The following is a 25,162-nucleotide window of genomic DNA, read 5'->3' as shown; positions in this document are numbered from 1 at the left end:
CACACAGCAGCAGCCGGGAAGGGGTGTGTCCATGAGTGGTGGACGATGCTGGTCGTCGATCGTCGCCACATCGGACGAACGCGCCGCCCTCAGTCTCGGACCCGACGCCGAGTGGCTCATCGGATGTGTCCTCTACGAAGGCCATCCCGGCGCCCACGCATCGGACGGTGACCAGCCGCATCACGGTCGTCGCCGATGGCTGGTCTGGGGCGACTTCGCGCGCGGCGCGCAGATGCTCCGCGATGAGGATCCCTGCCCGATGGCGGGCGTCGACGGTTCGCCGTGTCGCTTCTACCGGGGCCACAGCGGACCGCACAGTGTGGCCGCTCCCGCCGCACCGCCGGTCATGGAGGCTCCGCGGGTCGATCCGGCGTCGCCGATGGACCGCAGGCCCGCCGCAGCTGCGGCGTATGTGCCGCCGAGCCGCCCTTCGTTCCCGCCGACTGCGCCCTGGCCTGCGCCGTCCGCATTCGACATGGATCCCGACCCGCCGACCGAGACGTTCGCGCCGCTGCCCACCCCTCCCGGGTGGCCGCACGTCGTCGACTCCAGGACGGCGATGGACCGTCTCTTCGCCGACCTCCCGTCGCTCCGCCCCGAAGATGCGCCGTTCGTTCCTCCGTCGCCGGACGGCACCTGGCGCACCTTCGGGGACGCGCCGCCCACCCCGGTCGCCGCGATTCCGACCGATCCGGTCCCGGCTGAGCCCGCGGAGGTCGACGTCGTCGATGTTGAGGTCGTGGACGTCGACGAGGTGGACGTCGTGGACCCGCCGTCGGGCCCGGTCGACGACGTCCCGCCGATCGAGGTTCCCGACGGCGCAGTCGCCGTTCATCCGGAGCCGGTGATCATCACCTCCGAGGAGTCGGTCACCTCCGGTCCAGCGAAGTTCGTGCCCGCGGACGACCGGTCGGGCAAGCGGCAGAAGCACAAGCGCAAGAAGGTCGACAACACCTACGAGCCCTCTCTCGGCGACGACGCGCCGGGCGGCGCGACGACGGTCGTCTTCCGGGACGACCCCGACGCCACGCTGATGGAAGTGCGGCCGACGTCCGACGCGGTCCTCACCACGTCGATCCTGCAGGTCATCGCCTCGACTGATGATCCTCTGCGGATGGGGGTGCCGACGACGCTGCGGCGTGCCGCCACTGCGACGCCCGAACTCACCGGCGCCGATCTCAAGGCGATGACCGCAGCTGTTCGCGGCGCCGCCGACCGCCTGCGCGACGAGGCGGCCGCCGACGATGCCAGGGAACTCCGCGAGGCGCTCAGGGATGTCGCCGGCACCATCGCCGAGATCGCGTCTCGACTCCCGGAGTGACATCGTCCGATACCCCGCAGGGGTAGACGGAATCATCCCGAGCGGGTACAACTGATACCAGCGGGGGGTATAGGCGAAAGGGTGGGCCATGTGCGCACACGACAACACTGACGAAGCCGACCACGGGCACCACGGCTACATCGGCAATCAGGCCGGCTACGTCCGTCGTCTGAAGCTGATCGAGGGACAGGCGCGCGGCCTCCAGCGGATGGTCGAAGAAGAGGCGTACTGCATCGACATCCTCACGCAGGTGTCGGCGATGACGAAGGCGCTCGAGGCGGTGAGTCTCGGACTGCTGTCGGACCACATGAATCACTGTGTGGTGTCCGCCGCTCGCGAGAGCGACGAGGCGGCCGACGAGAAGATCGCCGAGGCGATGAAGGCCATCACGCGCCTGGTCAAGTCCTGACCTTCGTCAAATGTGCACGTGAGCGGTGTGACGCCGCCGTATAGGGCGATGTCTGCCCGCTGGCGTGAACATTCCGCGGGCCTATGCTCGATTGATGACACCTCCCACGTGGCCGGAGCTGGTCGGCCGCAACTTCGGTGCGACTGCAGTCTCCTTCCGAGGGCGGATGACCGCCCGGACTCCGGACGGCGCCGAGACGTTCGATTTCTGGTACTCCGCAGCGGGCAAGTGGCGAGTCGAACACGAGGGTGAGGTCCTGTTCCTCACCGACGGCACGGCAACGTTCCTTCGTGGCGAGGACGGTGACCTCACTCGGCACGACGGCGGTCGGTCGTCGTTCCGCGCGGTGGGGCTCGGCGGCGGTTTCAGTCCGCTCGACCTCATTGGAGGCCAAGGTCTCCTCTACCGGATGTCGCGGGACATAGCGGTCGTCGGTGGTCCCGAACCTCGAAACGTCGAGGGCCGGGAGTGCTGGTCCATAGAGCTCGCGACAGGGGAGTCGCCCGACCGTCGAGTGACGATCACCATCGACGGAAGGACGGGCCTGGTTGTCGGAGTCGATACGCCGGCGGGTGGTTCCGTCGAGGTCACCGGTCTACGGGAGGACGCCGTCGATGACGGACTGTTCGTTCTCGACGACGCCCCGGACGCTGGAGAGGTCCCAGTCGTGACCGACAGGCAACGGATGGTCGAGAGGCTTCAGCTGCTCGCGGCTCTCGACGCGGGTCTCACTCGGCGCGACGAGGTCATGCGGCTCGTCGCCGATGCCGCCGACGCCGAGACCGCTGTTGCGGCGGTCGCTGAACTCCTCGATGTGGACGTTGTGGTGGCCGGCGTTGTACTCGCTGCGCAGGTGCGGAGCTTCACCGTCGAGGCCCGCGACAAGCTCGCGCGGGAACTGGCGGATCTGCGCGAGATCATCGCGTCCCTCGATCCCGACGAAGCCTGAATCAGGGGCTACCGATCGGGGCCGCGGGCGCGCAGACTTGAACGAGGCCGGGAACCCGAAGTCACGAGAGGTCCGTCATGAACGTTCGGAAGTCTTTGTCGATGGTCGCGGCCGGATGTGCGGCGGCCCTTGCGCTGGTCGTAGCCGCCCCCGCGCCGGCGGATGCCGCGCCGAGGTGCCCGTCGACGGTCACCGCGGCGACGTCGAAGGCCGGGACCGTCTCCGCGCTGCGGAACACGTGCAGTCAGGCGGGCGTCGACCACCTGTTCCGCACGGCGCAGGCGGGTGCTCTGCCGGTCGGCGTCTACAACGGGCAGGCACGGCCGATCGGAGGCCCGAACAGCGGGGCGTCGTCGGCGATCGGCGGTGTGTGGGCGGGCAAGCACTTCTACCGGGGGTGGCTCACCAACCGGGTGCTCGGCGGCGAGGCGTTGCCGGCGAACGTCTATTACGGGCGTTCGGCGCTCGATGGGAAGCGCGTGATCCGCATCGACTATGCGCGCAGTGGCCTCGGAGGCCTGCACGACGAGATCCGCAGGTTCGGCAACGGTGTGTATCTCGGATACGGGTTCGACGGTCCGCGCCGCATCGTCACGTTCTGGGTTTGGCGGTAGTCAGAGCCCGTCGAGGAAGTCGACGAGGATCCGATTGACCTCGTCGGCGGCTTCCATCTGCACGAAGTGGCCGGCGCCGGGGATCACGTGCGTCGACTGCAATCCGGGCACACGGTCGGCGGTCTGGGCGAGGGGATCGTCGCCCATCATCTGCAGGACGGGATCCTGAGCGCCGACGATGAACGTTGTCGGCACGGCTACGGGGGTGTCGTGGAGGTCCGTGTTCTGCTCCCACACCAGATCTTCCGCGCGGTACCAATTGAGGCCGCCGGTGAAGCCGGTGCGCGCGACGTACACGTCGAACTCCGCCTGCGACAGCCACGACCACGGGAGGGCGGGCGGCTCCGGCAGCACGTCGAGATACCCGTTGCCGTCTGACGGGAATCCCCAGCAGTCGAGGTAGCGGCCGTCACCGCTGAGGGCGTGGAACAGCTTCGCCAGGAACTCGCGGGGGCGGGCGTCCAGTTCGGCCTCGGCGACCCCTGGCCGCTGGAAGTAGTGCAGGTGCAGAAAGTGCTGCTTGGCCATGTACTCGAATGCGACGCTGGGCCGCACCGGCATCCGTGCGACGCGCGGAACACTGAGCTGTGCGAGTGCGACGACGCGGTCGGGTGCCCACGCGGGCAGGTCCCACACCAGGTGAGCGCCGAAGTCGTGGCCGCCGAACACCGCTCGGTCGATGTCGAGGGCGTCGAGCAGGGCGACCATGTCGGCGACAGTGTGCGTGCGGTCGTAGACGCGGAAGTCGGTCGGGGTCGAGCTCGCACCATAGCCGCGCATATCGGGTGCGATCGCGCGGTAGCCGGCGTCGGCGAGTGCCTGCATCTGGTGTCGCCAGCTGTACCCGAGACCGGGGAAGCCGTGGCACAGCACGATCGGATCGCCTTCGCCCTGTTCGGCGACGTGCATCGTGATGTCGCCGGCGTCCACCGTGTGGTGTCTGATCATCGCGACTCCTCTCGGTACGAGTTCCCGTGACACTAGAACATGTTCTAGAACATCGTCTAGGCTGGCGTCCATGAGTGGCTTGGACATTCCGGAAACAGTCGATGCGAACGATGTCGCGGAGTACACGGACGACGTGGACGTGCTGGTTCTCGGTGCGGGGATCGGTGGATGCTGCGCGGCGGTCGAAGCGGCAGAGGCGGGCGCGAGTGTCATCGTGCTCGAACGCTCGGCTGCGGCAGGCGGCACCAGCTGCATGGCGGGCGGACACTTCTATCTCGGCGGCGGAACTGCGGTCCAGCAGGCCACCGGGCACGAGGACAGCGCCGACGAGATGGTCAAGTACCTGACGGCGGTCTCTCGCGATCCCGAGCCCGACAAGATCCGCGCCTACTGCGACGACAGCGTCGAGCACTTCGGTTGGCTGGAGAACCTCGGCTTCGAGTTCGAGCGGTCGTACTACCCGGAGAAGGCCGTCATCCAGCCGCAGACGCAGGGGCTGATGTTCACCGGCAACGAGAAGGTGTGGCCGTACAAGGATCAGGCGATCCCAGCGCCCCGCGGACACAAGGTTCCGGTGCCGGGCGACACCGGCGGCGCGGGCATGGTGATCGGTCTGCTCGTCGACCGCCTCGGCGAGCTCGGCGTCCCGATCCGCTACGAGGTCGGCGGTCGTGCGCTCATCGTCGACGACTCCGGCGCGGTGGTCGGCGCCCGCTTCAAGGACGGTGCGACTGAAGGTTTCATCAAAGCCAAGTCGGTGATCATCGCGGCGGGCGGATTTGTGATGAACCCCGACATGGTCGCCGAATACGTTCCGCAGCTCGCCGAGAAGCCGTTCACGCTCGGCAGCACCTACGACGACGGTCTCGGCATCCGCATGGGCGTCTCGGTGGGCGCGAAGCTCAAGCACATGGACCAGGCGTTCATCACCGCACCCGTGTATCCGCCGTCGATTCTGTTGACCGGTCTGGCTGTCAACAAGGAGGGAAAGCGGTTCGTCGCAGAGGATTCTTATCACTCCCGCACATCGGGATTCGTGATGGACCAGACCGATCGAGCCGCGTATCTGATCGTGGACGAAGCGCACATGCAGCGGCCGGAGTTCCCGCTGTGCCCGTTCATCGACGGATGGGAGACGGTGGAGGAGATGGCCGACGGTCTCGGTCTGGATCGGGACACCCTCGTTTCGACTCTGGACCGGTACAACACCTATGCTGCAAACGGCGAGGATCCCGACTTCCACAAGAGCCCCGAGTTCCTCGCCCCGCAGGATCGCGGGCCCTGGGCGGCCTTCGACATGAGCCTCGGCAAGGCGCTGTACGCCGGTTTCACCATCGGCGGAATGGCGACCACCGTCGACGGCGCGGTTCTGCACGAGGACGGTTCGGTAATCCCGGGCCTGTACGCCGCCGGAGCCTGCGCAGCCAATCTTGCGCAGGACGGCAAGGGCTACGCTTCGGGCACTCAGCTCGGAGAAGGCTCCTACTTCGGTCGGCGTGCCGGCGCATCCGCCGCAGCACACATCTAGCAGTGCTGTGATCTGACTTACAGGCACTCTTGGGTGATTCTTACCCCGTGCTAAGTTCGTCCCACGTTTTCCATCATGCGGGTTACCCCACGTTTCCTGCAGCATCGCGCGAGTTCGATGAAGCACTTGCCGGTCACTATGGAACCGTTCTCCGGAGCGGGAGCTCCTGGCGTTGACCTGTACCTTGTGCCCGTCGATCTCGTCTGATGCGGCGATCAGATCAAGGTGAGAACAACAGATATGAATGCAGGAGAGGCATCGACATGCTGATCGGCATCCCTCAGGAGTCCAAGACAGGCGAGACGCTCGTCGCTGCCACCGCCAAGACGGTCGGCCAGCTGCAGCAGCTCGGATACGACGTCCTCGTCGAGGCCGGTGCGGGTTCGCTCTCGGAGCAGCCTGACGCGGCGTTCACCGAGGCGGGCGCACGGGTCGGTTCGACCGACGACGTGTGGGCCGCCGACGTGGTCGTCAAGGTGAACGCCCCGACCGACGCCGAGATCGCTCGCATGCGCCGTGGCGCTGTGCTGATCTCGATGATGGCCCCGGCGCGCAACCCGGAACTCGTCGAGAAGCTGACGAACGCAGGCGTCACCGCGCTCGCCATGGATGCTGTCCCGCGCATCTCGCGCGCACAGTCCATGGACGTGCTGTCGTCGATGGCGAACGTCGCGGGCTACCGTGCCGTCGTCGAGGCCGCGCACGAGTTCGGCCGCATGTTCACCGGTCAGGTGACCGCAGCGGGCAAGATCCCGCCGGCTCGCGTGTTCGTCGTCGGCGCCGGTGTGGCCGGTCTGGCCGCGATCGGCGCCGCGTCCGCGATGGGCGCCGTGGTGCGTGCGTTCGACGTGCGTCCCGAGGTCGCCGAGCAGGTCGAGTCGATGGGCGCGGAATTCGTGCACGTCGATTTCGAGGCGGAGAAGTCTGAGGACGGCTACGCCAAGGAGATGACCGCAGAGCAGGAGGCGGCCACCGCGTCGATGTACGACGAGGAGGCGCGCGCCGCCGACATCGTCATCACGACTGCGCTGATCCCCGGCCGTCCGGCTCCGAAGCTGCTGTCGCCCGAGACCGTCGCCGGCATGAAGCACGGCTCCGTGATCGTCGACATGGCAGCTGCCAACGGCGGCAACGCCGCGGGCACCGTCACCGACGAGAAGGTCGTCACCGACAACGGTGTGACGATCCTCGGTTACACCGACCTGGCCGGCCGTCTGGCCGCTCAGACGTCGCAGCTGTACGGCACCAACATCGTCAACCTGCTCAAGCTCCTCACCCCGTCGAAGGACGGTGAGCTGACGCTCGACATGGACGACGTCGTCCAGCGCGGCATCACGGTGACGCGTGACGGCGAAGGCATGTGGCCGCCGCCGCCCGTTCAGGTGTCCGCAGCTCCGAAGGCCGCCGCGGCCGAGCCCGCGCCGGTCGCCGAGCCCAAGGCTCCGATGTCGGCCGGCAAGAAGGTCGCGCTCGTCCTCGCGGGCATCGTCCTGTACGGCCTGGTCGTCGCCGTCGCGCCCGACCCGATCCCGCAGCACTTCACGGTGCTCATGCTGGCGATCGTCATCGGCTACTACGTCATCGGCAAGGTCGCGCACGCCCTGCACACGCCGCTGATGTCGGTCACCAACGCCATCTCAGGTGTTGTCGTGGTCGGCGCGTTGCTGCAGATCGCCACCGACAACACCACGATTCGCGTGCTCTCCGCGATCGCGATCCTGCTCGCCTCCATCAACATCTTCGGTGGCTTCGCAGTGACCCGACGCATGCTCGCCATGTTCAGCAAGGGGGCCTGACGTCCATGGACATCAATTCGATCACTGTTGCGGCGTACATCGTCGCGTCGCTCCTGTTCATCCTGTCGCTGGCCGGATTGAGCAAGCACGAGTCCGCCAAGAGCGGCCTCACCTACGGCATGGTCGGCATGGCCGTCGCGATCATCGCGACGATCGCCCTCGCCGTCGACAACATGACCGACCTCGACGGCAAGTGGATCTCCATCGGCCTGATGGTGGGCGCCGTCGTCATCGGTGCCCTGATCGGCCTCTGGCGCGCCAAGATCGTCGAGATGACGGGCATGCCCGAGCTGATCGCTCTGCTGCACTCGTTCGTCGGTCTCGCCGCCGTCCTCATCGGCTGGAACGGCGCCATCACCGGCGCACACCTCGAGCATGTCGCCGATGACGACCGCGGAGCCCTCATCGGCATCCACGGAGCCGAGGTCGCGATCGGCATCTTCATCGGCGCGGTGACCTTCACCGGTTCGATCGTCGCCAACCTGAAGCTGTCGGCGAAGATCAAGTCTGCACCGCTGATGCTGCCCGGCAAGAACTTCATCAACGTCGGCTCGCTCGTCGTGTTCGCAGTCCTCACCGGCATCTACGTGGCACGCGACCTCAAGGACGACACCACCGGTTACGTCCTGCTCGCCGTCATCACCGCCCTGGCGCTGTTCCTCGGCTGGCACCTGGTGGCCTCGATCGGCGGCGGCGACATGCCGGTCGTCGTGTCGATGCTGAACTCGTACTCCGGTTGGGCAGCGGCAGCATCGGGCTTCCTGCTCAGCAACGACCTGCTCATCGTCACCGGTGCGCTCGTCGGCTCCTCGGGTGCGTACCTGTCGTACATCATGTGCAAGGCGATGAACCGCTCGTTCATCTCCGTCATCGCGGGCGGCTTCGGCATCGAAGCCGGCCCGGCCGAGGACAAGGACTACGGCGAACACCGCGAGATCCAGGCCGACGCCGCAGCCGAGCTTCTCGCCGGGGCATCGTCCGTCGTGATCACGCCGGGCTACGGCATGGCCGTCGCACAGGCGCAGTACCCGGTGGCCGACCTGACCGCCAAGTTGCGCGCCAAGGGCGTCGACGTCCGCTTCGGCATCCACCCCGTCGCCGGTCGTCTGCCCGGTCACATGAACGTGCTGCTCGCCGAGGCGAAGGTGCCGTACGACGTCGTTCTGGAAATGGACGAGATCAACGACGACTTCCCGGAGACCGACGTCGTCCTGGTCATCGGCGCCAACGACACTGTGAACCCGGCGGCGTCGGAGGATCCGAGCTCGCCGATCGCAGGCATGCCGGTTCTCGAGGTCTGGAACGCCAAGGACGTCATCGTGTTCAAGCGTTCGATGGCCGCCGGTTACGCCGGTGTCCAGAACCCGCTGTTCTTCCGCGAGAACACGCAGATGCTGTTCGGTGACGCGAAGGACCGAGTGGAAGACATCATCTCCGCTCTGTAAGAGTCTCTTCACCACGATCGCCCCGCGAACCCTCGGTCCGCGGGGCGATCGCTTTTAGTCGTCGGGGACACGAAACTAACGACCTGGCGGGAAAGTAACGCCGGGCCGAGTTTCGTACACCGCCCTTGTGTGACTTTTGCGGCACATTGTTCACGACGGTGCGACTCGGGTCGTCAGCACCTCGGTACCGATCAGGCAGACGACGGAGGACATGCGTGAACGTACGATCGACGCATGGATGACGCCAGTGTGTTCGACGTCGATCTGAGCGCTTTGATCGACGTGCTCGGGACCAACCTCTACACGGGGCCGGGCGTGTACGTCCGTGAGCTGCTGCAGAACGCGATCGACGCGCAGGCGGAGGCCGGTCGGGCGGACGCGCCGATCGAGATCACGACGGACGGGGCAGTCTTCGAGGTCGCCGACCAGGGTGTCGGCATGACCGGCGACACCATCGCGCGTCTGCTGGGGACCATCGGCGCCAGCTCCAAGCGCGACCCGTTCGGGTTCGGGTCGACCTCGCAGATCGGTCAGTTCGGTGTCGGCCTCCTCAGCGGATTCCTCGTCGGCGACCGCATCGAAGTCACTTCCCGTGCGGACGACGCCGATGCCGTCGTCTGGTCGGGTTCGTCATCGGGAGCGGTTGAACTCTCATCCGGCGACCGCGAGGCCACCGGCACCACCGTCCGCATCACCGCTCGCCCGGACACTCGTTCATGGCTCGCGCCGGAGAAGGTCCGGACGCTCGCCGCCGAGTACACCGCCATGCATCCGACTCCGGTGCTGGTGAACGGCGAGCGCGTCAACGGAGGCGCAGGCCTGTTCGGTGATCCGTCCGGCGGCCGGGATGCGGCACGCGTCGCGTTCAGCCAGGACGAGCTCGGTTTCACGCCGTTGGAGATGTTCGACGTCGACGTCTCGGAGGCGGGCCTGCGTGGAGTGGCGTTCGTGCGGCCGAGCGGTGGCGACCTCGTCGCCAGGGCGACCCACCGCGTGTACGTGAAGGGCCTCCTCGTGGGGGACGTCCCCGCACTGGTCCCGGAATGGGCGTACTTCGTGCGGCTCGTCGTCGACTCGACCGGTCTGAAGCCGACGGCGTCGCGTGAGGGACTCGTCCGCGACGACCTGTTCGACGCCGTGTCGGTCTCGCTCGGTGAGCAGATATCCGCGTGGCTGACGGGCCTCGGCTCGCGTCCGGTGGTGCGAGAGAGATTCCTGAACGTGCACGAGCAGGGAGTCAAAGCCCTCGCCGCTCACCGACCGGAACTGCTGGGCTTCGTCGACAAGCACTGTGTCTTCGACACCAACGTCGGTCCCATGCCGCTTGCCACGTTCCGCGCTCGATTCGACACGATCCGCTACGCGGGGAGCGTCGACGACTATCGGGTGCTCGCCGACATCCTCGCCGGGCGGGGAATCGGCCTGGTGAACGCCGGACACGCGTTCGAGACCGCCGTCATCCGCGCGCTGATCGCCGCGGACCCGCAGCGCAGGTGCGAGCCCATCGGACAGCAGTTCCTGCTGTCTGCCCTGTCGACGCCGAGCGCCGAACTGCGCACCGAGTTCGATGCCGCAGTTCACCTGGCTCGGCGCGCGGTCTCACCCTTCGCCTGCGAGGTGAGCCTGCGCGAGTTCGATCCGGACGGGATCTCCGCGCTGTTGTTGACCGACGACTCGGCCCGCATCGCGCAGGACCGGACCGAGATGCTGTCGGAGGCGGCGGGCGAACCGGACGCGTGGCTCGCCGCGCTCGCCGCGCTCGACGACGGCGACGTCCCCCCGACTCGGCCGGTGCTGGTCCTCAATGCGACCAACGCTCTGGTCAAACGTCTCCCGACCCTGGGCGACGACGTCGTAGCGGGAGCGCTCATCCGGGTGATCTACAGCCAGGCGATGCTCCGAGCGCGGCGTTCGGTGCGAGTGGCCGCGGCGTCCGAACTCGACTCGGCGATCACCCTGCTCGCCGATCTCGCGACCCGCGACAGCATCGAAGGAGACGTGGAATGAGCGGCCCGCACATCGACCCGACGATCGGCGAGATCCTCGACGACCTGTGGATGGCACGACACGGCGACCCACGATTCGGGCACGAGGACTTCGCTCCGTTCCCCTCACTGATCGCACGCGCCGACGAGACCGGCGACCTCGACCTGCGTATCCTCACTCGGATCGAAGGCGCGTACTCCGCACTGTGGGCAGGCCGCACCACCGACGTGCTGACACTCGTCGCCTGGCTGTATCGGACGCAGGACGCCCACGGCGCCGACGTCGAACTCGACGACTGGCAGGTGGAGCAGTTCCAGACGACCGTCGTCGACCTGCTCGATTCACTCACCGGAATCCCCGAGTTGTCCCTGGACCAGATCCGCGGCATCACCGACGACTGGTCGCGGCGGGTCAAAGGCACCGTGTACTACGCGCCTGCCGTTGAGGCTGCCGTTCACGCCGACATCGCGGTCCACCAGGGACGGTCGGACGAGGCCGTCCGCATTCTCGACGGGTGCGTCGACTACCGCCCGCCCGCCGGGACCTGCGGCCCGGGGACGCGTGCGACCGTGGGCGCGGTCTACGTCGCGGCGGGCGCCTACTCCCAAGCCGAGGCGCTGTCGACTCCCGATCTCGACGGTGATCCGGCGGAACGGTGTGGCTTCTATCCGGCGGAGACGTACGGCGCACTGATCGAGGCGTGGGGTCGCGCCGGACGTCGGGACGACGTGATCAGAGCGGCGCGGTCGCTGGAGGAGACGTACAGTCCGGTTCATCTGTACGGCCACATCGCTGACGCGATGGTCGCACTCCTGCGGGTCGACGCGCTCGCCGAAGCGCTGCCGATGGCGCTGCGCCATGCGGACGTCGTCGACCAGTGCCCAAACCCCTTGGCGGCGGCACAGTTGGCCGCGGCGCTGTCGGCGACCTTCGCATCGGCCGCGGACAGCGACGCCGACACCGTCGTCGTCCGACGCGACGAGGACGGGGTGCCCGGGCCGGTCGCGGCGTCGCAGGTTGCCGCCGAACTCGCCGACTACGTCCGGGTGACGGCAGGTCGGTTCGACGTGCGCAATGCGTCGAACGCCGTGTCGGCGGGGCTCGAGGAGGTGTTGGCGGTCCGTGCGACCACCGCGCTGCAGACCAAGGCCGACACCCGGGTGACGCCGATCGCGAACCGGACGGCTGCGGAACTGGTGTCGGGCCTGTCGGCGTTCGCCTCCTCGTCGCCGCGGCGCGCCGAACAGTGCGCGGACGCGCTGCGGCCACGGGTCGAGGAGCTGTCCGGCCGGACCCGCATCCGAGCACGGCACATGCTGGCATGGGATCGACGCCGTACCGATCCGCACGGGGCCGTCGAGGAGCTCCGCGCCGCGGCAGACTCGAGCCGGTCGGACTATCCGGCATGGTCGGCGCAGTCGGATCTGCTCGCGGCGCTGCTCGAGGTGCACAGCGGCGGAGCATCCCCCGAACTCCTCACCGGTTGGCGCGACGCGGATCCCGAATGGAGTGCGGGCGCACGCGCCAACTTCGCACGACTTCTCGGCATGGCTCTCGCCCCGTTCGACCCGACCCGCGCGCTCGCAGCAGTCGACGAGGGTCTCGCCGTGCTCGACCGGGTGGACGCCGGGGAGATTCCCCTCCTGGACGATCCGGAGGCACTCGCGGCGACCGGTTCGGTCGACGCCGACGCCGCAGCGTCGCGGTCCGCGCTGCACCGTCTGCGGGTGGACGTGCTCGGTGAACTCGCCCGCGGATCCGACGGTTTCGACCCGTCCCGCGAGGTGGACGCGGCCTTGGTGTCGGCGCGGCGCGCAGCCGACCTCGCGAGTGATCCCGATCAGGCATTGCTGTATAGATCGGAACTCGTCGGGGCGTTGCAGCTGGCCGCAGGCGTCGCCGCACGGACGGACGGCGCCGCTGCACTCCTCCTGCTCGGTGAGGCCGAGACCGTCGCGCGGTACTCCTTGCTGGCCGAGGTCTTGGCGTCACGATCGGCGCTGCGGCTCGACCTCGACGACATCGACGTCGCACGGGACGACGCCGAACGGGCTCTCGCGGTGTGGATGGTCGAAGGTGACGACGCGGCCGCCGACGTGGCGCGCTTCGACCTCGGGCACATCATGCTCATGCGCGAGGAGGACCCGCTCGCCGTGATCGAACTCGTGGAGTCCGCGGTGGCGACGATGGAGACGCGCGGCGACATCGGGGCTCAGATGCAGGGCATGCAGGTCCTGGCACGGGCGCAGTCCGCCGCGGGACGGTCCGGCGATTCCGTGGAGTCGTACACCAGGGTGATCGACGCGTACACCGACCACGTGCCGCCGGTCGTCCAGGCGCAGTTGCACGCCGCGCGGGCCGTCGAACTCGCCGACCAGCAGCAGTTCCCCGAAGCTCTCGCCGACCTGGACGCCGCCGTCACCTGGTACTCGGAGTCGGGTGCGGGATTCGATGCGGCGGACTGCCTCCGCACGGCCGCCCTCACGGCGTACTTCGCGGGTGATCATGACGGCGCCAATGCCTACCTCGCGCGTGCCGACCAGGCGTACGAGGAACTCGCGACGGCCGCACCCGTCGACTTCGAACGAGCCCGGCTCGACTTCGCGCGCGCCGACATCGTGCGGGTGTCGGATCCGGAACGCTCCACCGCATTGCTGGTGGACGTGGCCGCACGAGCCCGGGCCGCGAATTGGATCGGCCTGTTGATACCGGTTCTGCACCTGTCCGCGACCATCGCCGCCGACGACGGTCTGACCGCCGACGCCCTCGCACTGGTGCAGGAGGCGTTGCGTCACGCACCCGACCACCCGGCGCTGCTCGACCTGCTCAGCGAGTTGGAGTTTCCCGGCTGATCAGTCCTGCAGATACGCGAGCACAGCGAGCACTCGCCGGTGCCCACCGTCGGACGGCGACAGTCCGAGCTTGGCGAAGATGTTCCCGATGTGCTTGCTGACGGCCGTGTCGCTCACCACCAGTCGCCCGGCGATCGTCTGGTTGTCGAGTCCCTCGGCCATCAGGCCGAGGACTTCGCGTTCCCTCGGGGTCAGCGTGCGAATCGGGTCGCCCGTCGCTCTCCTGCTCATCAGCTGAGACACCACTTCGGGGTCCATCACAGTGCCGCCTGCAGCCACTCTGCGGAGGGCGTCGACAAAAGCGCCGACGTCGCCCACGCGTTCCTTCAGCAGGTATCCCAGGCCGTCGGCCCCCTCGGCGACGAGTTGTCCGGCGTACCTGTCCTCGACATACGCCGACAGCACGAGCACGGGGAAGCCTGGCCGGCGTCGCCGTGCCTCACGAGCGGCCTCGAGCCCTTCGACGGTGAACGTCGGCGGCATCCGCACGTCGAGGACGGCGGCGTCGGCGTCGTCGAGCATGCCGAGGAACGCCTCACCGGTGTCGACGGCCGCGACGACGTCGAAACCCTCGCTCCGCAACAACAGAGCCAGCCCCTCCCTCAGGAGGGTGTCGTCTTCGGCGATCACGATCCGCATGGCAGTTCCGTTCTGACAACGGTGGGGCCGCCCACCGGACTGGACAAAGTCATGGTCCCCTCGAACGCCTGGACCCGCCGAGTGATCCCCTCGAGGCCTCCGTCGGGCCGGATCGAAGCACCTCCGACACCGTCGTCGACCACCTCGACGACAAGGCGGTCGGTGGGCCGGTCGTGTGTCAGGCAGATCTGCGCGTGTGTGGCGTTCGAGTACTTGGCGACGTTGTTCAGCGACTCCGCGACGACGAAGTACACCGCGGCCTCCACCGCGGCCGGCACTCGCGGAATGTCGTCGGCCCGCAGGTCGCACGGCACGGCGCTGCGTCCGGCGACCGCGGACAGCGCACCGGACAGCCCGAGGTCGGCGAGCACCGGGGGATAGATGTCGTGGACTGTCGAGCGCAGTCCACTCAGCGCGTCGGACGCGGCTTGCTGCGCTCGTTCGACGTAGTCGACGGCGGCGGGGTCGCCGGAATCGAGGGCCCGTTTCGCCAGCCCGAGCATCATGACGACGCCGACGAGCCGGTTCTGCGCGCCGTCGTGCAGGTCGCGTTCGATACGGCGGAGTTCGGTGGTGTGAGCGTCGAGCGCCGCGGCCCTGCTGAGAGTCAGCGAGTCGACGCGAGCCGACAGTTCGGCGCGGCGCGACGGTGTCAGAGTCCTGTCGGTGGCCCGCGCGAACATCGCCGCGACTGCAGGGACGAGCCACCATGCGAGGAGCCCGTACCCGAGGGCCACCACCGGCGCCCACGCCGCCTGCGCCCACGACGTGACGGTGAACGGACCGATGAGAGGCTCGCCCTCGGGGGCGTACTGCCAGCGGATCAACACCGACAGTGACGACACCACCCCAAGCGGCACCGCCACGGTGATCAGCCCGATGAGCAGGGCGGGGAGTCCGTGCAGCACAAGCCACCAGAGTTCCCGCCCGGTAGTCAGAGTCAGTGCGGCGCTCAGCCGCTCGCGTCTGGTGACCGACACCGCGGCCGGCGGTCGATCGGGAGTCTGCGGCCGTCCGAGAAAGGCTCGCGAGCGGGCCTGAGCCCTCCCCGCCCACCGATGGAGAACCCCGGCGAGCGCGGGAACGATGATCCAACCGCCCGTGAACAGCATGAGCGGCGACACCAGCAGCAGCACCATCCCGATCGCGGTGGAGCCCACGGCCGCAACGGTCTCACCGACGACGAACCGCAGAGCGGTCCACCACGACCGCATCGGACGGTGCGGACGCGGTCGATTCACAGATACGAGTCTGCCGTACCCGTCGGGCGACGACACTACAGCTGGCTATACCCCGAACTCGGCAGTCTGCTGTATCGGAAACGATCGGCATCGTTCATAGCGTTGACCCCATGACATCGACAGCACTGGCCGTGGAAGCGGTCGTCAAGAAGTACGGCAGGGGACGCAGCGGGATCACCGCGTTGCGCGGCGTCGACCTGACGTTGCCGACGGGTTCGTTCACGGCGGTCATGGGCCCGTCGGGATCGGGCAAGAGCACCCTGCTGCACTGCGCCGCCGGCCTGGACACGCCGACCAGCGGAACCGTCCGAATGGGCGGTGACACGGTGTCGCAGCTCGGAGCCAACAAGCTGACCGCATTCCGTCGAGATCACGTCGGGTTCGTCTTCCAGTCGTACAACCTGCTGCCGGCACTCACCGTCGAAGACAACATCACCCTCCCGTTGCTGCTCGGGCGCCGCGCGGTGGACCGAGACTGGCTCGACTACCTGATCGGCGCCGTTGGACTCGCCGAACGACGCAAGCACCGTCCGACCGAACTGTCCGGCGGCCAGCAGCAACGCGTGGCGATCGCCCGCGCCCTCGTCACCCGGCCGCACGTCGTTTTCGGCGACGAACCGACAGGCGCCCTCGACTCCCGGACCGCCAAGCAGGTCCTCGATCTCCTGGCCTACACCGCACGCACCCTGGACCAGACGATTCTCATGGTCACCCACGATCCGGTGGCCGCGGCACACGCCGACCGCGTCGTCTTCCTCGCCGACGGCGCGGTCGTCGGGTCGATGGCGGGCGGCGACGCGCAGGCGATCGCTTCCCGCATGAGTTCACTCGGGGCGTGGTGACCGTGCGTCGACTCGTCCTCGCCGATCTCCGGCACTCGCGCGCGAGCTTCATCGGCGTCTTCGTGGCCGTCCTCATCGCGACGGCGCTGATCACCGGACTGGGTGTCCTCTTCGAATCCGGCTTCCACGGAGGTCTTGAACCCCAGAGACTGGCGGGCGCGCCGATCGTCGTCTCCGGCCCGCAGAGTGTCGACGTGATCGAAGACGCCGATCTGCCGTTGGCCGAACGCGCCCCGCTGCCGAAGGACACGGCGTCGCGGATCGCAGCCATGCCGGAGGTCGAGAAAGTGATCGGGGACCGTTCGGCTCCGGTGATGATCGGCGGTCGGCCGGTGATCGCACACGGATGGCAGTCGGCTCCGATCACAGGCCTCGAGATCGTCGACGGTCGGGCGCCCACGGGCCGCGGTGAGGTGGTCGTCGCCGACGGGAGCGGGCTGTCGGTCGGCGAACGCACCGTCCTCGACCGTGCCGGACGCCGGGTGGACGTCACGGTCGTCGGGACCGTCGACGACATCGGTCGGTCCGACGACCGGCCGGCCGACGTCTACCTCGGCGACAAGATGCTGGCCTCCATCGCGCCGGGCTCGGCTCGTGTGCTCGCCGTGGTTCCACGCGAGGGGCAGTCCCCGGAGTCGGTGGCCGACCGGATCCGGAGCGCGTTCCCGGGCGTCGAGGCACGTACCGGCAGCAGTCGCGGTGACACCGAGTTCCGAGATGCGGGCGCCGGGCGTGCCGCGCTGATCGGGATCAGCGCCGCCTTCGCAGGAACTTGCCTGCTCGTCGCGCTGTTCGTCGTGTCGGGCACGCTGTCGCTATCGGTGCAGTCGAGGCATCGCGACTTCGCGCTGCTCCGCGCGGTGGGCGCATCGGGCAGGCAGATCCGCGGCATCGTCACGCGCGAGGTGCTCCTGGTCACCGCTCTCGGTGCGGCGGTGGGTGTTGCCCCCGGTTACCTGTTGGCGAGTGCGCTCCAGTGGGGCTTCGTCGAAGGTGGAGTGATCCCGTCCGACTTCGAACTCTCCGCAGGCCCGCTCCCCGCGGTCGCCGCCTGCGGATCCGTGCTGGTCGCGGCCGTCGTCGCAGGACTCATCGCCGCACGACGCCCGGCGAAGCTCGACCCCGTCGACGCGCTGCGGGACGCGGCGGCGCCGACCGCTGCGCCGCACAAGCTTCGGCTCGTGGCCGGGATTCTCGTCGGCGCAGGCGGTTTCGCCGCGTCCGCCGGGCCGATGATGGCCGAAGGCGAGGCTGCCCGGGCATCGTCCGCGGGTGCCGCGATCCTGCTGATCATCGCCGTCGCGCTGCTCGGCCCGTGGTTGATGTCGGCGATGACCGCCGTTGTGGGCGTTGTGCTGCGCGGCACCAGAGCACCCGCACCCGTGCTGGCCGCCGCGTCCGCGCGGCACGACACCCGCAGGCTCGCGGCGGCGGTCACGCCACTCGCCCTCGGGATCGGGCTCGGACTCGTCCAGTTGGGGGCGCCCGCCATCACGGCGGACGCGGCGTCGGCGGAAGTCCGGGTGGGAGTGACCGCCGACCTCGCGGTCCGGCACCCCGGAGGGCTTGCGCCCGAGGTGATCGACGACCTCCGCGACATTCAGGGTGTGCTGGCAGTGAATCCGTTGACGGCGACCCAGGCGGTCGCGCAGTACCGGATGGTCGACGACGACCGTGACACCCGGACCACGATGTCACTGACCGGCGTCGATCCCGAGGCGCTGCCCGCCACCCTCGACGTCGGCGTCCGCTCGGGCGACCTCACTCGGCTCTCCGAGAAGAACACGGTGGCCGTCAGCACGGACTTCGCGTCCACCGCGAGGGTGGATGTCGGTGGTCGGCTGGTCGGGTTCTTCGGGGACGGCGCACCGCTCGACGCGACGGTGGTCGCCGTGTACACGCGTGGCCTCGGTTTCGGCGCCACGCTGATGGCGGACCACACGGTCCGAGCACACACCGAATCCGGAGTGAGCACGCAGGCTCTCCTGTCCACCGAACCGGGCGCCGACGTCGCGTCCAAGGTGGCGGACATGGGTCTCACCGCAGTGGCGCCGTCGGACGATCCCGCCGATCGCGCCGAGGCGGAACAGCAGGGCTGGGTCAACACGATCGCGCTCGTCGTGATCCTGGGCTACATCGCGGTGGCGGTGGTGAACACCCTGGTCATGGCCACCACACAGCGGCGTCGAGATTTCGCTCTTCTCCGCTTGGCCGGCGCGAAGCGACAGCAGATCCGATCGATGATGCGGATCGAATCGCTTCTCGTCGCAGGCGCGGCGCTTGTCCTCGGCTTGCTGGTGGCGGCCCCGCCGCTGATCGGTCTGAGCATCGGCATAGGCGGGTCCGCGGTGCCGACGCTGCCTCTGGTCGGCTCGATCCTGGTGGTCGGTGCGATGTGCGGAATCGGATTGGCGGCACTCGCGGCCGGCACTCGGGTCGCGATGCGCGGCGCGGAGCCGGGCGAGGTCGGCTGACCGGAGTTAGGGCGTGCCCTGGCCGAGCCGAACGCTGCGGAAGTGGGTGGTCAGTCGCCCGGTGTCGTCGATGAAGTGGAAGGCGATGCCGGGCGGCTGCGTCTCGTTGAGGACGTCGTCGCCTTCGAACGGCAGGTTCAACGTCGACGACACACCCGGCGCGGTGACCAGTGGCACTCCGGCGAACGTCGTCGCAGACGGGGAATGGATGTGCCCGCACACCAGGCCCACGATGTTCTGGTGACGGCGCACGAACGCCTCGAAACCCGACGGGTCGAGTTGGCGGATCGAATCCATGAACGGCATGCCCACATCGATCGGCGGGTGGTGGAACGCGATCAGGACCGGGACGTGGCCCGCGGCCTCGATCTGCTCGGACGCCCACGCGAGTGTCGTCTCGGTGAGTTCGCCGTCCTGGCGACCGGGTATCGACGAATCGAGGCCGAGCAAGAGCAGTCCGTCCAGGAGCAGTGAGTTGTTCACCGGCTGTAGACCGCCGTGGTAGGCGATGCGGTCGTCGTGATTGCCGAGCAGCGTGAGTGTGGGGATCTCGGTGATGACGTGCGCGGCCGCTTCCTCGTACTGGCCGGGGAGCCCGTCGTCGGCGAGATCACCGGTAACCAGGAGCGCGTCGATCGCCGACGGGCCGCCGCAGCGGTCGTTCAGGTAGCGCATCACGGCGTCCACGCGCGCGAGTTGCTCCGGGTCGGAGTTGCGGAAGTGCAGGTCGCTGATCTGTGCGACGACGAACATGACCCCAGGCTATCGGAAGCGACCGAAGGCGGCCGATCAGGCGACGGTGACGTCGACGTCTCTCGCGAATCGGTACGGCCCGGTCGTGAGGAGTCCGCCGAAGGTTCTGCGGAGCCGCGACATCTCGGCCCGCACGGTCACGGTGCGCGTCGGATCGCCGAAGATGGTGGCGGCGAGTTCGGCGGCACTGCAACCTTCGGGGTGAACTGCCAACTGCGCCAACAGATCCCGATGCCTGGGGGTGGCTCGATGGGTCCATTCACCGTCCGTCGTTCGGACGGTGACGATCGCCCGGCCGTCGGGCTCGTCGGTGATCACGACGGTCGTCCCGGTCCGCGACTCGACGTCGGCGGGCCGCACCAGCCAACCGCCGGGGAGGGGTTCGAGGTCGCACAGGCCGAGGCCGGCGACGTGCATCCGGTCGGGCGCGACGTCGGAGGGCAGGGCGATCCGTCGCCGCGGCGGAACGCGGTCGACTGCGGCGACCCAGCCGAACTCGTCGACGGCGAGGGCGGGCCGCCCGGCACGGGCCAGGATCGGGGCGGCGACGCTGCGGAGCATGTCGAGCTGGTCGTGATGCGCGATCTGCAGTCGGGCCTCCGCGAGGCGGGCCACCGAGTCGACCAGGGCGACGGTCGCCGGATGGATCGACGACGCGGGGCCGCTCACATCCACGGCGCCGAGCAGCCCGCCGGTTCGCGGGTCGCGAATCGGTGCTCCGGTGCAGGTCCACGCGTGATGTGTGCGGACGAAGTGTTCGGCGGAGAACACCTGCACGGCTCGGCCGGACGCGAGCGCGGTGCCGATGGCGTTGGTGCCGACGGCGCCTTCGGCCCACGACGCGCCCTCGACGAACCCAAGGTGGTCGGCGCGGCGTCGCACCGCCGACGTGCCGGCCCGCCACAGGACGTGCCCGTCGGCGTCGGCCACGACGAGGATGTTCGGGCTGTCGCGGACGACGGCGTCGAGCCCGTGGGTGAGGTCGTCCAGAAGATCTGCGAGGCCGGACGAGCGGCGTCGTTCGGCGAGGTCGGCGGCGGCGATCGGGTCCGACGGCCCGCCTCGGTCGGGGTCGACGCCCGCGTGGGCGGCCCGCTCCCATGACTGCCCGATCACCGAGCGGGGACGTGCCGGCAGGCGCTCGCCTGCCATCGCCGCGTCGTAGACGGCGTGCAGCACCTGTGCGAATGCGCGCGGGTCCTCCCCGGTCGCGAGGGCCGGTTCGGGTGCGGGGTGGCCTGTCGTGATCGTCATCTGGTCCTCGTCCTCACCGTGTGGCGGCAGTCACATCTGCCTGTCGTCCAGAGTGCGCCGCACGGTGAGGCGGCGCAACGACGTTGCAACGCTCTGCAACCCTTGTCTGCCCGATCGGCGATGGAGTGTGCTGTCCATCACATCAAGTGCATGAGAAACGAGAGGGAAGTTCAGATGACGCAGACCGCCGACATCGTGATCGACACGGCAGCCGCCTCGCCGGGAGCACGAATGGACGCCTGGCTGGCCAAGTTCAACAACGCGCTCGCAGCGAACGACCCGCAGGCCGTGGCGTCGCTGTTCGTCTCCGACAGCTACTGGCGCGACCTGGTGGCGTTCACCTGGAACCTCAAGACCGTGGAGGGGCCGGATCAGATTGCAGAGATGCTCGCTGAGCGGCTCGCCGAGACCGCACCGCGCGGATTCGCGCCGAGCGAGGCCCCGTCGGAGTCGGACGGCGTCGTCGAAGCGTTCATCGAGTTCGAGACGGCCACCGGTCGAGGCGACGGCCATCTCCGCATCAAGGCCGACGACGACGGGGAGGATCGTGCGTGGACGCTGCTCACCACCCTCCAGGAACTCAAGGGGCACGAGGAGCGCAACGGTTTCTCGCGGCCGATGGGCGCGGTGCACGGCAACGACCCGGACCGTCGGTCGTGGGCGGAGAAGAAGGACGACGAGGAAGCCGAACTCGGCACCGCCGTCCAGCCGTACGTGCTGGTCATCGGTGGCGGTCAGGGCGGCATCGCGCTCGGCGCCCGCCTGCGGCAGCTCGGTGTTCCGTCGGTTGTGGTCGACAAGTACGACCGCCCGGGCGACCAGTGGCGCAGCCGCTACAAGACGCTCTGCCTGCACGACCCGGTCTGGTACGACCACCTCCCGTACCTGCCGTTCCCCGACAACTGGCCGGTGTTCGCGCCGAAGGACAAGATCGGCGACTGGCTCGAGTTCTACACCAAGGTGATGGAGGTCCCGTACTGGAGCAAGACCGAGTGCACCTCCGCGTCATACGACGAGGAAGCGGGCCGATGGACAGTTGAGCTGGTCCGCGACGGCGAGAAGATGACGCTGCACCCGACTCAGCTCGTCTTGGCGACAGGCATGTCCGGCAAGGCGAATGTTCCGACGTTTCCCGGTGCCGACGTCTTCGCGGGCGACCAGCACCATTCGAGCCGGCACCCGGGACCGGACGCGTACGTCGGCAAGAAGGTCGTGGTCATCGGCGCCAACAACTCGGCGCACGACATCTGCAAGGCGCTGGTCGAGAACGGCGTCGACACCACGATGGTCCAGCGTTCGTCGACGCACATCGTGAAGTCCGACTCGCTGATGGAGATCGGCCTCGGCGCGCTCTACAGCGAGCAGGCGGTGAAGGGCGGCATGACCACGAAGAAGGCCGACATGACCTTCGCGTCGCTGCCGTACAAGATCATGCATCAGTTCCAGATCCCGCTGTACGACCAGATCCGCGAACGCGACAAGGACTTCTACGCCCGACTCGAGGCGGCCGGATTCGACCTCGATTTCGGTGACGACGAGTCCGGTCTGTTCATGAAGTACCTGCGACGCGGCTCCGGTTACTACATCGACGTCGGCGCCTGCGAGCGCGTCGCCGACGGCACCATCAAGCTGGCCCACGGCGGTGTCGATCATCTGACGGAGAACAGCGTGGTGCTCGCCGACGGCACCGAACTGCCCGCCGACGTCGTCGTCTATGCGACCGGCTACGGCTCGATGAACGGCTGGGCGGCCGACCTGATGGGGCAAGAGGTCGCGGACCGGGTCGGCAAGGTGTGGGGCCTCGGCTCCGACACCACCAAGGACCCCGGCCCGTGGGAGGGGGAGCAGCGCAACATGTGGAAGCCGACTCAGCAGCCGGGTCTCTGGTTCCACGGCGGCAATCTGCATCAGTCCCGCCACTACTCCCTGTACCTCGCGCTCCAGCTCAAGGCTCGTTTCGAGGGCCTCGACACGCCCGTCTACGGACTGCAGGAGGTGCATCATCTGAGCTGACATCTACGAGAGCACGGACCGCCCGGGCATCCCCCCCACCCGGGCGGTCCTCTCATGTCCGCGTCAGCTCGCGGGAACCGCGCTACCGTCGAAGGCATGACTCCTGAACTGAGCCCCACCGACTGGGTCCGCAACCAGACCGAGAAGATCCTCGCCCAAGGAACCACCGACGGTGTCGGAATCAACGGCATGAAGGTGGTGCTGTTCACCACGCTCGGCGCGAAGTCGGGCAAGGAGCGCTACGTGCCCCTGATGCGCGTGGAGGAGGACGGCAAGTACGCGATGGTCGCGTCCAAGGGCGGCGACCCGAAGCACCCGTCGTGGTACTTCAACGTGAAAGCCAACCCGCAGGTCACAGTGCAGGACGGCGACGTCGTCTCCGTGAAGACCGCCCGCGAGGTGTCCGGCGACGAGCGAGCCCACTGGTGGGAGCTCGCCGTGGCCGCGTACCCGCCCTACGCCGAGTACCAGACCAAGACCGACCGGCTGATTCCCGTCTTCGTGCTGGAGTAGTCGGCCGCGCGCCGGCCTTGATCGGCGATTTGTCATAGTCGATTGACACAAGTCGACTGCCTGATCCATCATGTATCAGTCAACTGATACAAGATCGGGGTCGGGTCATGTTCGTCGTAGCTTTAGTTCTGGCATTGGTCATCGCCGGGTCCGTGCTGTTCAAGGGTGCATCGAAGCCAGAAGCTGGGCCGGACTCGCCGGAGTACCTGGACTTCAGGCGACGGCTGCGCCGGAACATGATGATTGCGGTCGCGTTGATGGTCGCGTCGATTGTCCTCAACATCGTCGACGGCATCGGCGCGACCAGCGCAACAGACTCGTTTCTCGGGCTCCCTGACTGGGCGGGCGACGCGCTTGCGCTCCTGGTGAACCCCGGAGCGTACATGCTGCCGCTAGCCGCGTTGTCCATCACCGAACTCACGAGTCCGAAGCCGGCGAAGCGAATCGCGACGCTAACGCCACGGAGCGTGCGGACGTTGGCGCCGACCTGGCTGGTGTGGAGCGTTGGGGTCGTCGCCGGGCTCGCGGTGGTGTCGACGCTGTTCGTGGCGGTGCCGGCGATTCGTGACGCCCGCGAATTCCATGCTCCACGCGTCGACGTCAACTACGGCGGCGGCGCCGACATCTGGCTGCAGATCATCTACGTCGTCGTGGCCGCGCTGCTTGCCGCTGTCACCGTCCGGGCGGCGGTCTGGAGGCCGGATCTTGATCCCCGGACGGACAGCGACAAGTGGTCACGAAGTGGGGTCGTCATCCGCGCGCTCGGGCTGATGCTGGTCGCGAGCCTCGCCGCGATCGGCGCGGTGGCGAACGAGGTGTCGACGGCTGCGTGGGCATATGTGACCTACCTGGACGGAGGCGGCACGGCCGTGGACGGCTATCGGTGGCTGGTCAACTTCCCGGTCAAGACGACGTCGACATGGGTGATGAATCTGAGCTACCTGGGCGTGCTTGGCGCCTTGGGAATGTTCGCGTTCCCGCCGAAGCTCCGAGAGGACGATCCGGTGATGGTCGCTCGATGACGGAACCGGATGCGCGAATCACGCTCGATCTTGACGATCCGACACCCGCGTTTGAGCAGATCAGGCGGCAGATCATCGGACACATCGCAGCGGGACGGCTGCCGATTGGCGCGAAGCTGCCCGCGCTGCGGCAGCTGGCGCGCGACCTGGGTGTAGCGGTGGGAACGGCGGCTCACGCGTACCGAGAACTGGAGCAGGCTGGAGTCATCACGACACGGCGGGGAGCGGGCACTCGAGTCGCCGCGGTTCCGGACGTTGAGGATGCGCTCGTGATGGACGACCGCATCCTCGGGCTCGCTGCGGACTATCTCGCCGCCGCCTCCGATGTCGGTGCGACGTCGGAGGCTGCACTGAACGCAGTCATCAGGCTCATTCAGGGAAGATCGCAGGCACTCGACGGGAAATCGAACTGATTTACGAAAGTAGTGTGATTCTACTCATAGTAGGTCTACACTGGAGATAACAGCAAAACCGGACATGATCGCAAGATGCGACGAAGGGAGATGGACACCATGACCAGCACCTTTGATCTTCCCGATTCGCCTCTCGAACTCGCTCGCCTG

General features: G+C 68.0%; 20 protein-coding genes. 15 read left to right on the top strand and 5 right to left on the bottom strand.

Annotated features, from left to right (window positions below):
• The first annotated feature begins 31 nt into the window (after nt 1-31).
• The 4 genes from WFK36_RS12120 to WFK36_RS12105 all read left to right on the top strand — a co-directional run bounded on the left by WFK36_RS12120 (nt 32) and on the right by WFK36_RS12105 (nt 3,293).
• Nucleotides 32-1,321, top strand: a complete 1,290-nt coding sequence (locus tag WFK36_RS12120; protein WP_336791967.1) for a hypothetical protein — start codon at nt 32-34, stop codon at nt 1,319-1,321.
• Between the two features lie 88 nt (nt 1,322-1,409).
• A complete protein-coding gene (locus WFK36_RS12115; RefSeq protein ID WP_008377016.1) occupies nt 1,410-1,730 on the top strand; it encodes a metal-sensitive transcriptional regulator in 321 nt (106 codons plus the stop codon).
• Between the two features lie 94 nt (nt 1,731-1,824).
• Nucleotides 1,825-2,679, top strand: a complete 855-nt coding sequence (locus tag WFK36_RS12110; protein ID WP_336791966.1) for a hypothetical protein — start codon at nt 1,825-1,827, stop codon at nt 2,677-2,679.
• Between the two features lie 77 nt (nt 2,680-2,756).
• Nucleotides 2,757-3,293, top strand: coding sequence for a hypothetical protein (locus WFK36_RS12105; RefSeq protein WP_336791965.1), 537 nt, complete (start codon nt 2,757-2,759; stop codon nt 3,291-3,293).
• On the opposite strand, the gene WFK36_RS12100 is transcribed toward WFK36_RS12105, so the two are convergent.
• Nucleotides 3,294-4,241, bottom strand: coding sequence for an alpha/beta fold hydrolase (locus tag WFK36_RS12100; protein WP_336791963.1), 948 nt, complete (start codon nt 4,239-4,241; stop codon nt 3,294-3,296). It abuts the gene before it with no gap.
• A gap of 70 nt (nt 4,242-4,311) precedes the next feature.
• Here WFK36_RS12100 and WFK36_RS12095 point away from each other — a divergent pair, with 70 nt between their 5' ends.
• The 5 genes from WFK36_RS12095 to WFK36_RS12075 all read left to right on the top strand — a co-directional run bounded on the left by WFK36_RS12095 (nt 4,312) and on the right by WFK36_RS12075 (nt 13,848).
• A complete protein-coding gene (locus WFK36_RS12095; protein WP_336791961.1) occupies nt 4,312-5,769 on the top strand; it encodes an FAD-binding protein in 1,458 nt (485 codons plus the stop codon).
• Between the two features lie 263 nt (nt 5,770-6,032).
• On the top strand, nt 6,033-7,565 hold the full coding sequence (locus WFK36_RS12090; RefSeq protein WP_008377023.1) for a Re/Si-specific NAD(P)(+) transhydrogenase subunit alpha: 1,533 nt from the start codon (nt 6,033-6,035) through the stop codon (nt 7,563-7,565).
• 5 nt (nt 7,566-7,570) lie between these two features.
• Entirely contained in the window at nt 7,571-9,010 is a 1,440-nt protein-coding gene (gene pntB / locus WFK36_RS12085; protein ID WP_336791959.1) for a Re/Si-specific NAD(P)(+) transhydrogenase subunit beta, read from the top strand.
• A gap of 234 nt (nt 9,011-9,244) precedes the next feature.
• Nucleotides 9,245-11,017 carry an HSP90 family protein gene (locus WFK36_RS12080; RefSeq protein ID WP_336791957.1) on the top strand — a complete coding sequence of 591 codons (1,773 nt, stop codon included), beginning with the start codon at nt 9,245-9,247 and terminating at the stop codon, nt 11,015-11,017.
• Entirely contained in the window at nt 11,014-13,848 is a 2,835-nt protein-coding gene (locus tag WFK36_RS12075; protein ID WP_336791956.1) for a hypothetical protein, read from the top strand. Before WFK36_RS12080 ends, WFK36_RS12075 begins: the two co-directional genes overlap by 4 nt.
• Here WFK36_RS12075 and WFK36_RS12070 read toward each other — a convergent pair whose 3' ends face one another.
• Together WFK36_RS12070 and WFK36_RS12065 are read right to left on the bottom strand one after the other, a co-directional pair.
• Nucleotides 13,849-14,487: a response regulator transcription factor gene (locus WFK36_RS12070; RefSeq protein ID WP_336791955.1), complete on the bottom strand. Its 639-nt coding sequence runs from the start codon at nt 14,485-14,487 to the stop codon at nt 13,849-13,851.
• A complete protein-coding gene (locus WFK36_RS12065) occupies nt 14,475-15,728 on the bottom strand; it encodes a sensor histidine kinase (RefSeq protein ID WP_336791954.1) in 1,254 nt (417 codons plus the stop codon). Before WFK36_RS12065 ends, WFK36_RS12070 begins: the two co-directional genes overlap by 13 nt.
• Nucleotides 15,729-15,838: 110 nt before the next feature.
• On the opposite strand from WFK36_RS12065, the gene WFK36_RS12060 reads away from it, so the two are divergent.
• A complete protein-coding gene (locus tag WFK36_RS12060; protein ID WP_336791952.1) occupies nt 15,839-16,570 on the top strand; it encodes an ABC transporter ATP-binding protein in 732 nt (243 codons plus the stop codon).
• A complete protein-coding gene (locus tag WFK36_RS12055) occupies nt 16,564-19,044 on the top strand; it encodes an ABC transporter permease (protein ID WP_336791951.1) in 2,481 nt (826 codons plus the stop codon). Before WFK36_RS12060 ends, WFK36_RS12055 begins: the two co-directional genes overlap by 7 nt.
• 6 nt (nt 19,045-19,050) lie before the next feature.
• Here the strand turns inward: WFK36_RS12055 and WFK36_RS12050 are convergent, their stop codons facing one another.
• Nucleotides 19,051-19,797, bottom strand: a complete 747-nt coding sequence (locus WFK36_RS12050; protein WP_336791949.1) for a metallophosphoesterase — start codon at nt 19,795-19,797, stop codon at nt 19,051-19,053.
• A gap of 36 nt (nt 19,798-19,833) precedes the next feature.
• Entirely contained in the window at nt 19,834-21,051 is a 1,218-nt protein-coding gene (locus WFK36_RS12045; RefSeq protein ID WP_336791948.1) for a GAF domain-containing protein, read from the bottom strand.
• Nucleotides 21,052-21,225: 174 nt separating this feature from the next.
• Here WFK36_RS12045 and WFK36_RS12040 point away from each other — a divergent pair, with 174 nt between their 5' ends.
• From WFK36_RS12040 to WFK36_RS12025, 4 genes are all read left to right on the top strand, one after another.
• The gene (locus WFK36_RS12040; RefSeq protein WP_336791947.1) at nt 21,226-23,064 is read left to right on the top strand and encodes an NAD(P)/FAD-dependent oxidoreductase; all 1,839 of its coding nucleotides are present in this window, start codon (nt 21,226-21,228) and stop codon (nt 23,062-23,064) included.
• 96 nt (nt 23,065-23,160) lie between these two features.
• Nucleotides 23,161-23,577: a nitroreductase family deazaflavin-dependent oxidoreductase gene (locus WFK36_RS12035; RefSeq protein WP_040519527.1), complete on the top strand. Its 417-nt coding sequence runs from the start codon at nt 23,161-23,163 to the stop codon at nt 23,575-23,577.
• Between the two features lie 107 nt (nt 23,578-23,684).
• Complete coding sequence (locus WFK36_RS12030; protein WP_336791944.1) at nt 23,685-24,599, top strand: hypothetical protein; 915 nt, start codon at nt 23,685-23,687, stop codon at nt 24,597-24,599.
• On the top strand, nt 24,596-25,012 hold the full coding sequence (locus tag WFK36_RS12025) for a GntR family transcriptional regulator (protein ID WP_336791943.1): 417 nt from the start codon (nt 24,596-24,598) through the stop codon (nt 25,010-25,012). Before WFK36_RS12030 ends, WFK36_RS12025 begins: the two co-directional genes overlap by 4 nt.
• Nucleotides 25,013-25,162: the final 150 nt, after the last annotated feature.

Origin of the sequence: Gordonia malaquae (assembly GCF_037148075.1) — a bacterium.
Taxonomy (GTDB): Bacteria; Actinomycetota; Actinomycetes; order Mycobacteriales; family Mycobacteriaceae; genus Gordonia; species Gordonia malaquae.
Note: the sequence above shows the minus strand (reverse complement) of the source record. Positions and strands in the feature narration are given on the sequence as shown.

Coding starts and splice junctions, on each gene's coding strand:
- WFK36_RS12120 (WP_336791967.1), top strand. CDS start 32: ATGAGTGGTGGACGATGCTGGTCGTCGATCGTCGCCACATCGGACGAA.
- WFK36_RS12115 (WP_008377016.1), top strand. CDS start 1,410: ATGTGCGCACACGACAACACTGACGAAGCCGACCACGGGCACCACGGC.
- WFK36_RS12110 (WP_336791966.1), top strand. CDS start 1,825: ATGACACCTCCCACGTGGCCGGAGCTGGTCGGCCGCAACTTCGGTGCG.
- WFK36_RS12105 (WP_336791965.1), top strand. CDS start 2,757: ATGAACGTTCGGAAGTCTTTGTCGATGGTCGCGGCCGGATGTGCGGCG.
- WFK36_RS12100 (WP_336791963.1), bottom strand. CDS start 4,241: ATGATCAGACACCACACGGTGGACGCCGGCGACATCACGATGCACGTC.
- WFK36_RS12095 (WP_336791961.1), top strand. CDS start 4,312: ATGAGTGGCTTGGACATTCCGGAAACAGTCGATGCGAACGATGTCGCG.
- WFK36_RS12090 (WP_008377023.1), top strand. CDS start 6,033: ATGCTGATCGGCATCCCTCAGGAGTCCAAGACAGGCGAGACGCTCGTC.
- pntB (WP_336791959.1), top strand. CDS start 7,571: ATGGACATCAATTCGATCACTGTTGCGGCGTACATCGTCGCGTCGCTC.
- WFK36_RS12080 (WP_336791957.1), top strand. CDS start 9,245: ATGGATGACGCCAGTGTGTTCGACGTCGATCTGAGCGCTTTGATCGAC.
- WFK36_RS12075 (WP_336791956.1), top strand. CDS start 11,014: ATGAGCGGCCCGCACATCGACCCGACGATCGGCGAGATCCTCGACGAC.
- WFK36_RS12070 (WP_336791955.1), bottom strand. CDS start 14,487: ATGCGGATCGTGATCGCCGAAGACGACACCCTCCTGAGGGAGGGGCTG.
- WFK36_RS12060 (WP_336791952.1), top strand. CDS start 15,839: ATGACATCGACAGCACTGGCCGTGGAAGCGGTCGTCAAGAAGTACGGC.
- WFK36_RS12050 (WP_336791949.1), bottom strand. CDS start 19,797: ATGTTCGTCGTCGCACAGATCAGCGACCTGCACTTCCGCAACTCCGAC.
- WFK36_RS12045 (WP_336791948.1), bottom strand. CDS start 21,051: ATGACGATCACGACAGGCCACCCCGCACCCGAACCGGCCCTCGCGACC.
- WFK36_RS12040 (WP_336791947.1), top strand. CDS start 21,226: ATGACGCAGACCGCCGACATCGTGATCGACACGGCAGCCGCCTCGCCG.
- WFK36_RS12035 (WP_040519527.1), top strand. CDS start 23,161: ATGACTCCTGAACTGAGCCCCACCGACTGGGTCCGCAACCAGACCGAG.
- WFK36_RS12030 (WP_336791944.1), top strand. CDS start 23,685: ATGTTCGTCGTAGCTTTAGTTCTGGCATTGGTCATCGCCGGGTCCGTG.
- WFK36_RS12025 (WP_336791943.1), top strand. CDS start 24,596: ATGACGGAACCGGATGCGCGAATCACGCTCGATCTTGACGATCCGACA.